Annotated in this window: 12 protein-coding genes and 1 pseudogene; 10 read left to right on the forward strand and 3 right to left on the reverse strand. The window is 62.4% G+C overall.

Going from position 1 to position 13,817, the window contains the following annotated elements; all coding sequences use genetic code 11:
- Nucleotides 1–216 precede the first annotated feature (216 nt).
- The gene (locus ACT4OC_RS07940; protein ID WP_444838422.1) at nt 217–1,302 is read left to right on the forward strand and encodes a YeeE/YedE family protein; all 1,086 of its coding nucleotides are present in this window, start codon (nt 217–219) and stop codon (nt 1,300–1,302) included.
- Nucleotides 1,303–1,425: 123 nt separating this feature from the next.
- On the opposite strand, the gene ACT4OC_RS07945 is transcribed toward ACT4OC_RS07940, so the two are convergent.
- Both ACT4OC_RS07945 and ACT4OC_RS07950 read right to left on the reverse strand, forming a co-directional pair.
- The gene (locus tag ACT4OC_RS07945; RefSeq protein WP_444838423.1) at nt 1,426–2,388 is read right to left on the reverse strand and encodes a DUF3179 domain-containing protein; all 963 of its coding nucleotides are present in this window, start codon (nt 2,386–2,388) and stop codon (nt 1,426–1,428) included.
- A 254-nt stretch (nt 2,389–2,642) separates the two neighbouring features.
- On the reverse strand, nt 2,643–3,071 hold the full coding sequence (locus ACT4OC_RS07950; RefSeq protein ID WP_444838424.1) for a MerR family transcriptional regulator: 429 nt from the start codon (nt 3,069–3,071) through the stop codon (nt 2,643–2,645).
- 83 nt (nt 3,072–3,154) lie between these two features.
- Between ACT4OC_RS07950 and ACT4OC_RS07955 the strand changes: the two genes are divergently transcribed.
- The 4 genes and pseudogenes from ACT4OC_RS07955 to ACT4OC_RS07970 all read left to right on the forward strand — a co-directional run bounded on the left by ACT4OC_RS07955 (nt 3,155) and on the right by ACT4OC_RS07970 (nt 7,529).
- Nucleotides 3,155–3,571, forward strand: coding sequence for a mercuric transporter MerT family protein (locus ACT4OC_RS07955; RefSeq protein ID WP_444838425.1), 417 nt, complete (start codon nt 3,155–3,157; stop codon nt 3,569–3,571).
- 22 nt (nt 3,572–3,593) lie between these two features.
- Nucleotides 3,594–3,887 carry a heavy-metal-associated domain-containing protein gene (locus tag ACT4OC_RS07960; protein ID WP_444838426.1) on the forward strand — a complete coding sequence of 98 codons (294 nt, stop codon included), beginning with the start codon at nt 3,594–3,596 and terminating at the stop codon, nt 3,885–3,887.
- 88 nt (nt 3,888–3,975) lie between these two features.
- Nucleotides 3,976–5,373: pseudogene (gene merA / locus ACT4OC_RS07965) on the forward strand (mercury(II) reductase); the annotation flags it as partial.
- A 308-nt stretch (nt 5,374–5,681) separates the two neighbouring features.
- Nucleotides 5,682–7,529, forward strand: a complete 1,848-nt coding sequence (locus ACT4OC_RS07970; protein WP_444838427.1) for a tetratricopeptide repeat protein — start codon at nt 5,682–5,684, stop codon at nt 7,527–7,529.
- Nucleotides 7,530–7,554: 25 nt separating this feature from the next.
- On the opposite strand, the gene ACT4OC_RS07975 is transcribed toward ACT4OC_RS07970, so the two are convergent.
- Nucleotides 7,555–8,043 (reverse strand): YHS domain-containing (seleno)protein, encoded by a 489-nt coding sequence (locus ACT4OC_RS07975; RefSeq protein WP_444838428.1) that lies wholly within the window; start codon nt 8,041–8,043, stop codon nt 7,555–7,557.
- A 427-nt stretch (nt 8,044–8,470) separates the two neighbouring features.
- Here ACT4OC_RS07975 and ACT4OC_RS07980 point away from each other — a divergent pair, with 427 nt between their 5' ends.
- From ACT4OC_RS07980 to ACT4OC_RS08000, 5 genes are all read left to right on the forward strand, one after another.
- Entirely contained in the window at nt 8,471–9,106 is a 636-nt protein-coding gene (locus ACT4OC_RS07980; protein ID WP_444838429.1) for a sigma-70 family RNA polymerase sigma factor, read from the forward strand.
- Nucleotides 9,103–9,774, forward strand: coding sequence for an NrsF family protein (locus tag ACT4OC_RS07985; protein WP_444838430.1), 672 nt, complete (start codon nt 9,103–9,105; stop codon nt 9,772–9,774). The genes ACT4OC_RS07980 and ACT4OC_RS07985 overlap by 4 nt, the downstream gene beginning before the upstream one ends.
- 120 nt (nt 9,775–9,894) lie before the next feature.
- Entirely contained in the window at nt 9,895–10,461 is a 567-nt protein-coding gene (locus tag ACT4OC_RS07990; protein WP_444838431.1) for a peroxiredoxin-like family protein, read from the forward strand.
- Between the two features lie 82 nt (nt 10,462–10,543).
- Nucleotides 10,544–11,410 (forward strand): Vgb family protein, encoded by an 867-nt coding sequence (locus ACT4OC_RS07995; protein ID WP_444838432.1) that lies wholly within the window; start codon nt 10,544–10,546, stop codon nt 11,408–11,410.
- 506 nt (nt 11,411–11,916) lie between these two features.
- Entirely contained in the window at nt 11,917–13,809 is a 1,893-nt protein-coding gene (locus ACT4OC_RS08000) for a radical SAM protein (protein WP_444838433.1), read from the forward strand.
- The last annotated feature ends 8 nt before the right edge of the window (nt 13,810–13,817 follow it).

Raw genomic sequence — 13,817 nt, forward strand, 5'->3', positions numbered from 1 at the left:
CGCAGGCTTCGTGGTAACGCTTGTCATGGCGTGGTCTCCAGCCCGGCGCGTCAACGCCGGGTGATTCGAGGTTGATCACCCCGGAGACTACGCCACTTTCAATTCCAACCACTTTCCGGACGGCACCGGGCCCCCAAGGCGGATTCCTGCTCTGTCTCTCCGGGTCGGTCACGACCTCTGCTGGCGGCGGCGGGACTTTTGAGCCTGGCGCTTGTCATGGCCTGGCTGGCGGCGAGCAGCGAGCGACTTTCCGGCCTGCTGTTGGTGGGCGCGGCCTTGGGCGTCACACTGACCCATGGCGCCTTCGGCTTCGCCTCCGCCTATCGAGCGCTTTTTGTCCGTCGAGATGCCAGCGGCGTATTGGCGCAATTGCTCATGCTCGCCTTGGCGACGGCGCTCTTCGCACCGACTTTGAGCGGAGGCGTCGCTTTTGGCCACGACGTGGTCGGCGCGACGGCGCCGGCGGGCGTTTCCGTGGCGGTGGGCGCGTTTCTATTCGCGATCGGCATGCAACTGGGAAGCGCTTGCGCCTCGGGCTGCCTTTACGTCGCCGGAAGCGGCGACCTGCGCGCTCTTGTCGTGATCGCGTTCTTTTGCGCCGGCGCTTTCTTGGGCAGCCTGCACCTCGACTGGTGGCTTCGCCTGCCGTCATCAGGAGAGACGTCTTTCGGCCAGCTGATCGGTTGGAAAGCTGCAGCACTCGTTCAGATCAGCCTCATCGGCGTGCTCGCCTTGGCCTTGGGCCGCTTCGCGTCCTCCACGCGTCGGGTGCCGGTGACGCCGCGCGGCTCCGCTTGGCTGAAGGGGCCATGGCCAGCCCCGTTCGCGGCAGCGATGCTCGCGACGCTCAATTGGTCGACGCTGCTGATCGCGGGTCATCCCTGGAGCATCACCTGGGCGTTCGCGCTCTGGGGGGCCAAGGCGGCCCTGCTCGCGGGATGGACGCCGCCCGCAGACGGTTTCTGGAGCGGGGAATTCCAGCTCGCGGCGCTGAAGAACGGCGTCTTGGCCGACGAAACCTCGGTGATGAATATCGGCATCCTTCTCGGCGCCTTCATAGCCGCCGCGGCGGCGGGGCGCCTCAAGCGTCCCTCGCGAATTTCGCTGACGTCGCTGGCGGCGGCGGCCCTGGGCGGTCTATTGATGGGCTATGGCGCGCGCCTGTCCTTCGGCTGCAACATCGGCAGCTTTTTCAGCGGCGTCGCCTCGACCAGCCTGCATGGCTGGGAATGGATCGGTTTCGCCTTGCTCGGGACGCCGATCGGCGTCGCGTTGCGCCGCCGTTTCGGACTGCCAGATTGAACGCGGCGCCGCATATTTTCCCGCGAAGAAAGCTATTTGTTTTGAGAGCATGACGTCTTCACATTCCTGCTCGCCCAGGCAAACGTCATTAGGCTCTATCCAGCGGACCCAACGGGTTCATGGTCAATTAGCCGATAGGCGCTTGTGAATTGGGCTGCCAGGCCTGAAGGCGTGGAATGCAAATGCAAACGTGACGTCGTAGGGAATGTCGGAGAAGCGCCCAGCCTCGTGCCGCTGCACGATTACGTTTCCAACGTCGCGACCGGCCGCGACGGTCTCCTTGTCGAGGGCGGAGGTTTGTCCGGCCTCCCACTTCAGAACAATATTGCCGGCTTCGATCGTGCCACGCTCTCTCAGTAGCGACAGCGACCAGGCCTCGTGGTACTCCGGCTTGGTTTCGACGGCAACGACGCGCTCCATCGGATCAATGCCGCCAGGCAACGAGCCATCATAAAGGAAGGGCTTTTGGCCGCTCGCGTCGTATCCAACATAGGGATTCCTGCCGTAGTTGCGCGCGCGAGGATCGTTTGGGATGAGCACCTGCCCATTGGGGAAGCGCTGGCGAAAGCGACTGAAGGATTCTACACGCGACGGAATCAAACGAAGGTTTTTTCCGCTCAGAACGCCCACGATCGCATCGCCTCCGAATTGTTGCCACCAGCTCTCGGTCTGACGGTCGTACATTACGAGATCCGAGTTTCGGAGTTTTCCCGTTGTGCCAAAATCGAGGACGCGATTCTCCACCGTGCGGTCAAAAACGAGCGAGGCGTTGCAGAGCGGGCAATAGGTCACGGCGACCGGCGTGCCGCCGACGACATCGTTCACGACTTCGTGCCAGATCAGAACACTCAGTGGATAGGCTCGCGCATCGTCGCGGATGGCCAGCGAAATCACCGGCTCGGCGTCCACAATGCGCGCAGCCCAACCGGATGCGACACCATTGCTGAGCCGCTCGAAACGGGGGGCATCGATCGGCGGAATACCGTCCTTCGGCGGCCCGCCCGATTTGATCTCCTGTAGAGGAACAGTGTGCCGGGAAAAATCAGTGCGAGGCCACTCCGCCCGCCAGCTTGCCGGCTCGGCCATGGATCCGCCCACTGCGGCCAACGAGGCGGCAAGTGCGGCCACCGCCAGCACCGTCGTCCGGGCGCAAGTTTGGATACCTGATGACACGCCGCCAAGGACTCTCATGGTTTAGCCCAGCGCGCCGCAATCTCGGCTTTCGGAGGAATGTTCGCTCGGTCCCCTAACGAGGTTACCCAGTGCTCAAATCTCAACGCTCAGGTCGGATGCAGCCGGCCATTTGCTCAGCCGGCCGACATGACCGTTGCGCGCTCCGATCAACGGCTCGCCCGCTCCCGGAACAACGTCTCGATCAGCGGACATTCCGGTTGGGTGCCATTTCCGCATTGCGCAATAACATCTTTCAGCACCCGCTCCATACGCCTCAGGTCGGCGATCTTTGCCCGCACGTCATCGAGATGTGCTGCCGCGACCGCGCGAACATCGCCGCAGGGCTGGTCGCGTTCGTCAGCAAGATGGAACAGCTCACGGATTTCATCGAGGGCGAACCCCAGTTCGCGCGCCCGCAAGATGAACCGCACGCGACGTTCGTGCGTCGCGTCGTAGCTCCGATAGCCGGCGGCCGTACGCGGCGGCGCGGGCAGAAGGCCCACCTTCTCGTAATAGCGAACGGTCTCAAGATTGCAGCCGGTTCTTTGAGCGAGTTCCGCCCGCTGCATGCCCCTCACCCCGGTGTGATTGCGCATCGGAAGATCCCTATTGACCCTGTAGCCGCTACAGAGCGGATGTTTACGCCGCTCTTGAAGCGTTGCCAAGCAAAGAGGTGGAAATGGTTCCTTTGCGAACTGGAACAAGAGAAATCGTGCCGACTAGGCCCGGCACAGGGGAGCGCGAACTGGGGCGGCAGCGTCTTGCGGCATTCGGCGGGGTGATCGGCGCGCTGGCCGCCTCCTCCTGCTGCATCGTGCCGCTCATCCTGTTCAGTGTTGGCATAGGCGGCGCCTGGATCAGCAGGCTAACGGCGCTCGCTCCCTATCAGCCACTGTTCATAGCAGCAGCAGCCGGCATGCTCGGGTATGGCTTCTACCTGGTTTACTGGAAACCCGGACAGTCCTGTACGGACGGCACGGCCTGCGCACGCCCGGTATCTACCCGCATTGTCCGTTTATCGCTCTGGGTGGCCACGCTGATCGTGCTGGCAGCCTTTGCCTTCGACTATGCCGCCCCGTTGCTGCTCGGCACCTGATGGCAAGGAAAGGAGCCTTCCCATGAAGAGAAGCTCATACGTTGTTGCGCTGATCGCCTTGGCCTTATCGGCCACGGGCGCCGTTGCCGGCGAGCGCACGGTTACGTTCGCCGTTGACAACATGACCTGCGCCTCTTGCACCTACATCGTGAAGAAATCGATGGCCGCGGTTCGCGGCGTCGCCAATGTCACCGTGTCGTTCAAAGCCAAAACCGCAACCGTGACTTTCGATGACGCAAAGACGAATTCGGACGCTATTGCGGCTGCCAGCTTGAACGCGGGCTACCCGGCGCATGCAAAGCCGCAAGGTAGCTGAGATGGATGAATCCGGCGCGATCCACTACGGCACGGGAAGCACGGCCGATAGCGCTGTGCGATCAGACTGTCGGCCCCGATCGAGCAATGACGGCGTCCACGATCTTGTCGTGGTCGGTGCCGGTTCGGCCGGATTTTCAGCCGCAATAACCGCTGCCGAACAGGGCGCACGCGTTGCCCTTGTCGGTAGCGGAACGATCGGCGGCACCTGCGTCAACGTAGGCTGCGTCCCGTCGAAGACACTAATACGTGCGGCGGAGCAACTGCACAATGCACGCGCGGCCGCCCGCTTTGCCGGAATTACCGCGCAAGCCGCAGCCATCGATTGGCGGAAAACGGTTCACCAGAAGGACGCGCTCGTCGCCGAACTGCGCCAAGCGAAATACGTGGACCTGCTGTCGGCTTACCCCAGCATCGACTTTCGTCAAGGTCTGGCACGTCTCATGGACGATGGGGTGGAGATCGACGGAACGAGGCTTGCTGCCAGCAGGATCATCATTGCAACTGGGGCACGTCCGGCGATCCCCGCGGTCTCCGGCCTCGAGACCGTTCCATATCTGACCAGCACGACGGCACTCGATCTCGAAAGCTTGCCGCGCTCGCTCCTCGTGGTCGGCGGCGGCTATGTCGGGGCCGAGCTCGCCCAGATGTTCGCGCGCGCAGGCGTGAAGGTGACACTGGTGTGCCGATCCCGCCTGCTCCCGGAAGCCGAGCCCGAGATCGGCGCCGCGCTTTCACGCTATTTCCAGGCTGAAGGAATTAGCGTGATCGCCGGAATCGCCTACCGCGAGATCCGGAACGTCGGAGAACGCATTTCGCTCACGGTCACGCGCGACGGGCGAGACATAGGAATTGAAGCCGACCAGGTGCTGATTGCGACCGGTCGCACCCCCAATATCGAAGGGCTCGGGCTGCCTGAGTACGGGATCGCTACCGCACCAGGTGGAGGAATCGCCGTTGATGAGCACATGCGCACGACCCGCGCCGGCGTCTACGCCGCCGGTGATGTGACTGGTCGCGACCAGTTCGTCTACATGGCTGCTTACGGCGCCAGGCTTGCCGCAATGAATGCTCTGAGCGGCGATCGCCGCAGCTACGATAGTCGCGCTATGCCGGCCATCGTGTTTACCGACCCGCAGGTCGCAAGCGTAGGCCTCACTGAAAAAGCGGCGCGTGATGCCGGGTACGATGTGCGCGTCGCCACGATCGGTCTTGACCAGGTTCCGCGCGCACTGGCCGCCCGCGACACCCGCGGGCTGATCAAGCTGTTATCGGATGCAAGGACCGACCGACTGCTCGGCGCACACATCCTCGCGCCGGAAGGCGCCGACAGCATTCAAACTGCCACGTTTGCAATCCGTCAGGGTCTCACCGTCGCTGATCTCGTCGATACCATCTTTCCTTATCTGACCACCGTCGAAGGTCTTAAACTGGCGGCGCTGTCGTTTAACAAGGAAGTTTCCAAGCTGTCGTGCTGCGCCGTGTAATGGTTGTTTTCCCGAAGAAATTCACCCGAATCGTCTAAAGTATGTCCGAACACCTTACCCATATCCCTGCGAGTGCATGGTGAGATTGGCTGGCATGGTGATCGCGCCGGCACGCCGCCAGCTTGGCCGCTCGAGTTAGGTTTGGCCCGGGGTTGCAATCAACGCCGAGTCCTTAAGCTGAGAGCTGGCCGCACCGCGCAGGCGGCGCCGTAGCAGGCAGCTGCCGAAGTCGCTAAACTTCTTCCGTGTAACCGCCGCAGCCGTGAGACTGGCTGCGAGGCCATTCTTCCGGCGGAAGGCAAGCGGCCATGGCCAATGTCGATGCCGATCGCAAGCTAGTCGCGGTCCTCTGCGCCGACGTTGTTGGCTATAGCCGGATGATTGGGGAGGACGAAGAAGGGACGCTGGCGGCGCTTGCCGCACACATGAGCGAACTGATCGAACCCACCGTGGCCGATCACCACGGCCGCATCGTCAAGACGACGGGCGATGGCATCCTGGCCGAATTCGCGAGTCCGATCGCTGCGGCTCGCTGCTCGTTCGAGATTCAGGACGGTTTTCGAGCGCGAAACGCTGATGTCGCTGAGCCGAAGCGGCAATGGCTGCGGATGGGGCTCCACCTCGGCGACGTTATGATCCGCGCCGGCGATATTTTCGGCGACGCTGTCAACGTCGCCGCACGCCTTCAGTCGCTCGCCGAGCCTGGCAGCGTGTATTCGTCCGCGGCGGTTGTCGACCAGCTGCGCGGCCATGTCGGATTCGCGTGGGAGGATCTCGGCGAGAAATCACTGAAAAACATCTCGCGGCCGGTCAAAGTATTTCGCCTGGCGCCGGCCAGCCCGGCAACGACACCGCGGCCAAGCTTAGCGAAGAGTTGGCAACCTGGGTTCTTGCATCCTAGGTTCTTGCATGTTGCTGGCGCGGCGGCGCTCGCCGCAATTGTCGTGGTCATGGCGTATGTCTGGTTGCGGGCGCCATCGCCGGCGACGATGCCGAGCTTGGCTGTGCTGCCGTTCGCGAACCAAAGCGGGGATCCCGCCGACGACTATTTCAGCGATGGGATCACCGGGGACGTCATCAACGCGCTTGGGCGCTTCTCGGGGCTGAGGGTCATGGCTTATACCGCCGTGCTCCCGTACAAGGACAAAGGCGCGGCTGAGGCCGGTCGCGCACTCGGCGTCGAGTACCTGGTCGACGGGAGTGTCCGACGGGCGGCTGATCGAGTTCGCGTGTCCACCCGGCTGACCGATGCCCAGCGCGGCACCTTGGTCTGGTCGGAGCAGTTCGAGAAGGCGCTCAAGGACGTCTTCGACGTCCAGGACGCCATTGCGCTTCGGGTTGCCGGGACCCTGGCTGCCCGGGTCACCCGCATTGAACAGCAGCGCGCGCTTGCCAAGCGGCCCAATAATCTTGACGCTTACGACCTGGTGCTGCGTGGACGCGCAGTGCAGACGCGACGGTCGCGAGCCACGAATCGCGAGGCGCGGCAGCTCTTCGAGCGGGCCATGCAGCTCGATGCTAACTATGCGGCTGCATATGCTTTGCTTGGCCATGCCTATCGCGATATGGCAACTCTCGGTTGGACCGAGTTTCCCGCCGACATGGTCGCGCGGGCCGAGGAACTCGCCCGAAAGGCGTTGGCCATCGACCCGGACAATCTCGACGCTCACCGGCTGTTGAGCCAGGTGCACAACGATCAGTCTCAATACGAGCGGGCTCTGAGTGAAACTGACCGTGCCCTTGCGCTCAACCCAAGCGACGCGGTCAGCCACGCTGCGCGAGGCGAAACTCTCCTTTGGGTGGGTCGCTTCGAAGAGGCAATTGCCGCGCTGGAGACGGGGTTAACCCTTGATCCGAACATGTCGGCTCAATACGTCTTCACCCTCGGGACCGCCTATTACATCTCTCGCCGTCACACCGATGCGGTGCGGTTTCTCGAGCGCGAAGCTTTGCGGAGACCGGAGGAAGTCTTTATTCAGGTGGTTCTGGCAGCGGCCTACGGCCAGCTCGGCCGCACCGCCGAGGCCCAGCGCGCCGCCGAGACGGTCAGACGAAAGTTACCCGTGTTCGATCCGCAGATATTCGGTTCACGTTTTCAGAACCGGGAGCACCATGAGTATCTCACCGAGGGTCTGCGGAAGGCTGGCCTAATGTGAATCGCACGACGTGCCGGCCGCGGCGTCATTGAGTGAGCTTTGTGCCAATCGGGGCGTCTTTCAGCTTTTCCCAGTTGGCGTATCCTGCGGCCGCAGTGCCTTGCCGGTCAGCCTGAAAAAGTGCCTGGGCTGCTGGAGACCTGAACACAAAGAGACGACCGTCATGAATGAGCCAATTTTCAGGGTTGGCCTCGACCTTCATGCCCATGGACATTCCCGCGGCACATGACCCGGCAAACTGGGGGGCATAGCGGTCCGGCTCGGCGCGGAACAGCGTCATATGCTGAGCCGAGGCGAAGCGGTAGCGTGCCTCATCCCAATCACGCTCGAACTCAGACTTGCCGAGCGTCGGCCGGCCCTCGGTGAAATAGGCAACCGGATCGTAGCCTTTGAGCGTGAGCCGTGGGGCGTCCGTTTGACCCGAGACTTGCGCCCACGCCAAGCTACCAGGGATTGTTATGGTGAGAAGCAGCGCCGCGGTCATCATAGGCAGAACATTCCATCGATTCAGCATGGAACTTCTCCCACTACGAACGACGTACAGACGGACTATAGCATCGGCTGCTTGAGTTCGGAAAACACAGCCCCGCGAGCTTCCCGGGCAGCTTGGCGGGACCTGCTGCCCGAGGCTGGGGCAGCAGGAGATCCGCCATCTTCACCCATGTCGGGCGAGGCGACGCTAACGGCGCGTGATAAAAGGTCAGGTCGAAAGCAGCCGGCCAGCTGGCTCAGCTGGCTCACGACCGGTGCGCGCTCCGATCAGAGGCTCGCCCATCCAACAGGTTCCGATTCCCGCCTACGTAACGTTCCTCCTCTTGTGACGAAGTTAGAGGTAGGCGCGCCATTTGGCGCGCCGTAACCGCAAAACCAGGGAGACGTCTGATGCCGGCGAGGTCCTGCACAGCGTCATGTCTGCGTCGGGCCCCGTGGAGTGCTCGGTCATGACGCACGACCCTGGCAACCGCGGACCCTCGCTCAGGCTCGTCGGAAAGGACGACAGCGGCGGCTCGCAGCCGTCAGCCCCGGTCGCCCGGGATGTCGACTGGTCCATCCTGATGGCCAGAGCACAGGAGGGAGACCGAGCCGCTTATCACCGGCTGCTCCAGGAAATCACGCCGTATTTGCGTTCTCTTGCGGTGCGGCGGCACCGTGACCGCCGCGATGTCGAGGATTCGGTTCAGGACGTCCTGCTGACGATCCATTCCATCCGGCACACCTACGATCCAGCCCGGCCCTTTGCGCCGTGGCTCATCGCAATCGCCAACAGGCGATTCATTGATCGGCTGCGCCGGCAGGGTCGGACCAGAGACCGCGAGATACCCTTGACCGACGAGCATGAAACCTTTTGCGAGCCTGCAGCGAACCTAGAGGAGAGGTCGGACGAGCGGGAGCTCGAGGGGATGGTCAGCAACCTCCCCCCTGCGCAGCAGAATGCGGTCCGGTTGCTCAAACTCAAGGAATTGTCACTAAAGGAGGCGGCAGCAGTGAGCGGAATGTCCGTCGCGTCTCTGAAGGTAAACGTTCATCGCGCGCTGAAGAGCTTGCGGAAAAAGATGCTCGACCGGAGTGAACCTTGATCAAGACGCCCGATCTCATCGCTTCCCTTGCGGCAAACGCCACGCCGGTGCGGCGGTTGCGACCGCCGGTAATGCGGGCGGCGTGCTGGCTCCTGCTCGCAGCGGTCATCTTGACGCTGCTGGCCGTCAACCAGGGCATTCGCCCCGACCTGGTTCAGCGGCTGCAGGAGCCAGCTTTTGTCGCCGGCGTGGTGGCGGCAGCTCTGACTGGCGTGCTCGCGGCCGTCGCGGCCTTCCTCGTCAGTCTCCCCGACCGGGCACGCCTCTGGCTTCTGCTGCCCGTGCCCGCCCTGATCCTTTGGCTTTCAAACGTCGGCTACCAATGCCTGACGCAATGGGTTGCCGTCGGACCTGACGACATTAGCTTTGGCGAAGCTGCGCGTTGCTTCGCCACTCTCGTACTCACGAGCCTGCCATTGTCGCTCGCAATGCTCGTGATGCTACGCTACGCCGCCTCGCTCCGTCCGACGGCTGCGACCTTCATGGGTAGCCTGGCTGTCGCCGCGATCACGGCAACCGCACTGTCATTATTCCACGCCACCGACGCGACCGTAATGATCCTGCTGTGGAACTTCGGTACGGCGGTGCTGTTTATCGGGCTCGCCGGCATATTCGGCCGGAAAATGTTCCGATGGGTCGCACCGCGAACCCTCTATGCAAAGGACTAAGTCACAGGCGCCGCAACTGCGTGAACCGCCGATTGCGATCCCTTAGCCGAGTAAACCATGAAGCAACAACTCAGACGGGCTCACAAGCCCAGAATCTTCCCTTCTCGGCCTTGAAACACATTGAAAAGGAAGACCAGCATGACAAGTCCCTTGCCCCTGTTTCCACGACAGCCCGTACCGCCGCTCCGCTTCGAGATTGCCTCCGGCGGCTCCTTCGATCTTGCAAATGAGAAGCCGGCGCATTTCTCGCTTCTCGTGTTCTACCGCGGCCTGCATTGCCCGATTTGCAAGACCCAACTGAGGGAATTGGAATCCAAGCTCGATGAGTTCGACAGACGTGGGGTTGCGGTAGTTGCCATATCGTCAGATACGAAAGACCGGGCGACGCAGACCCTGGAAAGCTGGGGATTGACGCGCCTGCGCATCGGGTATGGCCTCGACCTCGCGCTTGCGCGCCGCTGGGGATTATTCATTTCGTCCGGGCGCGGAATGACGTCCACCGGCGTCGAAGAGCCCGCGCGATTCTCCGAGCCGGCACTCTATCTTGTGCGGCCGGATGGCACACTCTACTTCGGCAGTGTCCAGACCATGCCATTCGCGCGCCCGCATTTCTCTGACATTCTGACGGCCGTCGACTATGTGCTCAAGAATAACTACCCGGCACGCGGCGAAGCCACGGACGTGTAGAGAAACTGGTTTCACGCCGACTCGGCAGCGCCGCCTCGTGAGATCGTGCCTCGGCGCGAGGCCCTCCTGCGCGGAGAAGGCCATGAGAATTGCTATCGCCTCATTGTTGGCGGCAGTAGCGCTCCCATTGGCTGTGGGACTCGTTCCTGCTGAAGCCCAGGTCACCGAATTCATTCTGGCCACTCCCGCCAGCCGCCCCTCCGCAATCACGAGGGGGCCGGACGGCGCGCTGTGGTTCACCGAGGCGGCGGGCCGGATCGGGCGAATTGCCACCGATGGCGCGATCACCGAATTCCCGATCAAGGGCGGCGGTATTTTGCATGCCATTACGACGGGACCGGATGGCGCGCTGTGGTTCACTGACTTTACCTCGAAGAAGATTGGGCGCATTCCGGCAACCGCCACGGCTCAAAGGCTGCAGTTCGTCGAATTCGCGATCCCCGGCCCGGCTGGACCGCTCAGCATCACGCGCGGGACAGACGGCGCCCTGTGGTTCACGGATGCTGGCGGTAAGATCGTGCGGATGACGAGCGAAGGCACGGCCACTGAATTCACGATCCCGACCAAGAACAGCGGCCCCGAGGGCATTACAACCGGGCCGGACGGCGCGCTGTGGTTCACCGAATCGCTCAGCGGCAAGATCGGACGAATTACCATCGACGGCAAGATCAGCGAATTCGCGCTGCCCGATCCCGATGCGCAGCCGCTCGGGATCACCACGGGACCGGACGGCGCGTTGTGGTTCACTGAGGCCAGCTGCGTTCGCAAGCGGGCTTCGCGCTGTGTGATTGGCAACAAGATCGGCCGGATCACGACCACCGGCGTGATCACCGAGTTCGCGATTCCCTCAGACGGTAGCGGACCCCACAGCATCACGGCTGGGCCGGACGGCGCGCTGTGGTTCACAGAGTACTATGGGAGCAGGATCGGACGCTTGGTGCCTCCCTGATCGTCACCGCGGCATGCAATTTCGTGGGCCGGAGCAGAAGCCATTTGAGGACGCCCGCAAGCTCAGCCCCGGCCACGCATCGTGCGTCGTACCAATGCCCTGCAAGAAAGCCGCAGATGCATATTAGCAGCCCATATACGTTGAGACCAAGGAAGAGCCGAGCACAGACGGGGCCAAACTTCTTGACGAGCATATGGGGGAGAGACCGGTAGCCGCCGCGGGTCCGAAGGAAATATATCGCGATGCCGGCAACGGCGACCGCTCAAATAGTAAATGGTGTATCCGACGCCACCGCTAAGGCCGAACGCGAAGGCCAGATCGGAGGCGTTGGCGATCGACTTCGCAAAGATCCAGGTTGATGACGAGAACTAGCCGGGCGAAGTTCGGGAATACAACTGGGCGCTGGACCAATTATTCTTGCGAGCCGCCGTAACCCTTCGCGAGCGAGCAGCGAACAGTAAACAATGGACGAGAGCCAAGTACCGTCGACATCTGGAGCGCCCATCTTGCTGATTGACAGGTTACCGACGTCACAGGCGAAGCCAGGATCAAATGCCGTGATCGTCCCCCCAGGCGAGCCGCTGCTGGTTTTCGGTGGACCATACAGCAACCTTGAAGCGCTCCAGGCGATGATCGCGGAAATCCGGCAGCGCTCGATTCCGCCACAGCGCGTGATCTGCACCGGCGACGTCGTCGCCTATGGCGCCGACGCGGCAGCGACCGCCAGCCTGATGCGCGATTTCGGCTGCCACGTCATCATGGGCAATTGCGAAGAAAGCCTGGCCGCAAGTGCTGCCGACTGCGGTTGCGGCTTTCCCGAGGGCAGCGCCTGCCAACGACTGGCGTCCGACTGGTTCACCTACGCGGCGCGCGAAATGACCTCTGACCTGCGATCCTGGATGTCCGCGCTGCCGCGGCAGATTTACCTTGAAATCGGCAGCACGCGCCTGGTTGTCGTGCACGGTGGCGTAACGTCCATCAACCGGTTCATCTTCGCCTCGACGGCTGCCGCAGTGAAGGCGCAGGAATTGAATGAAGCCGCAGTGGACGGCATTATCGCAGGTCATTGCGGCATCCCCTTCACTCAGATCATCGGCGGACGGCTCTGGCACAATGCAGGCGCCATTGGCATGCCCGCGAATGACGGCACTCCCCGCGTCTGGTACAGCGTCCTGCAAGCACGTGACGGCATGATTTCGGTCGAGCACTGCTCGCTGCGATACGACCATGAAACGGCTGCCCGGAAGATGCGCCGCGCCGGCCTGCCGGAGGGCTACGCCGCCGCGTTGGAAAGCGGACTGTGGCCGAGCTGTGACGTTCTGCCGGTCAATGAGATCCGCGAAAAAGGCACTGCGATCGTCGAGGGCGCCGTCGAGTGGCGGCCAAACCCAACACCGGTCGCAAGAAAGAGACGGACAGGCGTTCAATCAAACCACCTTTGGCCGTCGGACGATCGCGCCCGCGTGCAAGCTCTCGCGCGGAATAAGTTTAACGACCCTGCGCGCACACTGGCGGGAACCCCTCGGGCGCGTGTCGAGCTCAATCGCCTGCAGACGCTATGGATCAACACCGGAACGCTTTGCAACATCACCTGCCGCAACTGCTACATCGAATCGAGCCCGAAGAATGATCGGCTGATCTATATCCGCAGGTCCGAGGTTACCCCCTTCCTGGACGAAATTACCGAACACCATCTTCAGACCGAGGAGATCGGCCTCACGGGCGGCGAACCGTTCATGAATCCCGAAATCATCGGCATCATCGAGGAATGCCTCGGTCGGGGATTAAGGGTTCTGGTCCTGACCAACGCCATGCGTCCGATGCAGCGCCACAAACCGGCGCTGCTGGCGCTCAATCGGCGGTACGGATCGCGGCTGACCTTGCGGGTATCCCTCGATCACTACACCGCCGAACGTCATGAGGAAGAGCGTGGTCTGGACACCTTCGCCGTCGCTATCGCAGGCCTGAAATGGCTCAGCGAGAACGGATTTCACGCGACGCTCGCCGGTCGGACGATGTGGGGAGAGGACCAATCGGCCGAGCGCAACGGATATGCTCGCCTGCTCCGCGACAATCACATTACGAATATCTCGGCCGCGCCCGAGTCGCTCGTACTCTTTCCTGAGATGGAAGCAGATCGAGACACGCCGGAAATCACCACGGCGTGTTGGGACCTCCTGCACAAATCGCCGGCTGACGTGATGTGCGCGTCCTCGCGGATGGTCGTCAAGCGCAAAGGCGTGGAACGACCCGCGGTGGTCGCATGCACCCTTCTGCCCTACGACCCGCGCTTCGAGCTTGGACATACCTTGAGAGAGGCGCACGCAAGCGTAGCGCTCAACCATCCCTTTTGTTCGCAGTTTTGCGTCCTCGGCGGCGCATCCTGCTCAGGCAAGTGAGAGGCGAT

The sequence above is a fragment of the Bradyrhizobium sp. genome, assembly GCF_052389815.1.
Taxonomy (GTDB): Bacteria; Pseudomonadota; Alphaproteobacteria; order Rhizobiales; family Xanthobacteraceae; genus Bradyrhizobium.

Bases quoted from the DNA above. Each gene is read 5' to 3' on its own strand.
- ACT4OC_RS07940 (WP_444838422.1), top strand. From the start codon at position 217: ATGGCCTGGCTGGCGGCGAGCAGCGAGCGACTTTCCGGCCTGCTGTTG.
- ACT4OC_RS07945 (WP_444838423.1), bottom strand. From the start codon at position 2,388: ATGGCCGAGCCGGCAAGCTGGCGGGCGGAGTGGCCTCGCACTGATTTT.
- ACT4OC_RS07950 (WP_444838424.1), bottom strand. From the start codon at position 3,071: ATGCGCAATCACACCGGGGTGAGGGGCATGCAGCGGGCGGAACTCGCT.
- ACT4OC_RS07955 (WP_444838425.1), top strand. From the start codon at position 3,155: ATGGTTCCTTTGCGAACTGGAACAAGAGAAATCGTGCCGACTAGGCCC.
- ACT4OC_RS07960 (WP_444838426.1), top strand. From the start codon at position 3,594: ATGAAGAGAAGCTCATACGTTGTTGCGCTGATCGCCTTGGCCTTATCG.
- ACT4OC_RS07970 (WP_444838427.1), top strand. From the start codon at position 5,682: ATGGCCAATGTCGATGCCGATCGCAAGCTAGTCGCGGTCCTCTGCGCC.
- ACT4OC_RS07975 (WP_444838428.1), bottom strand. From the start codon at position 8,043: ATGCTGAATCGATGGAATGTTCTGCCTATGATGACCGCGGCGCTGCTT.
- ACT4OC_RS07980 (WP_444838429.1), top strand. From the start codon at position 8,471: ATGACGCACGACCCTGGCAACCGCGGACCCTCGCTCAGGCTCGTCGGA.
- ACT4OC_RS07995 (WP_444838432.1), top strand. From the start codon at position 10,544: ATGAGAATTGCTATCGCCTCATTGTTGGCGGCAGTAGCGCTCCCATTG.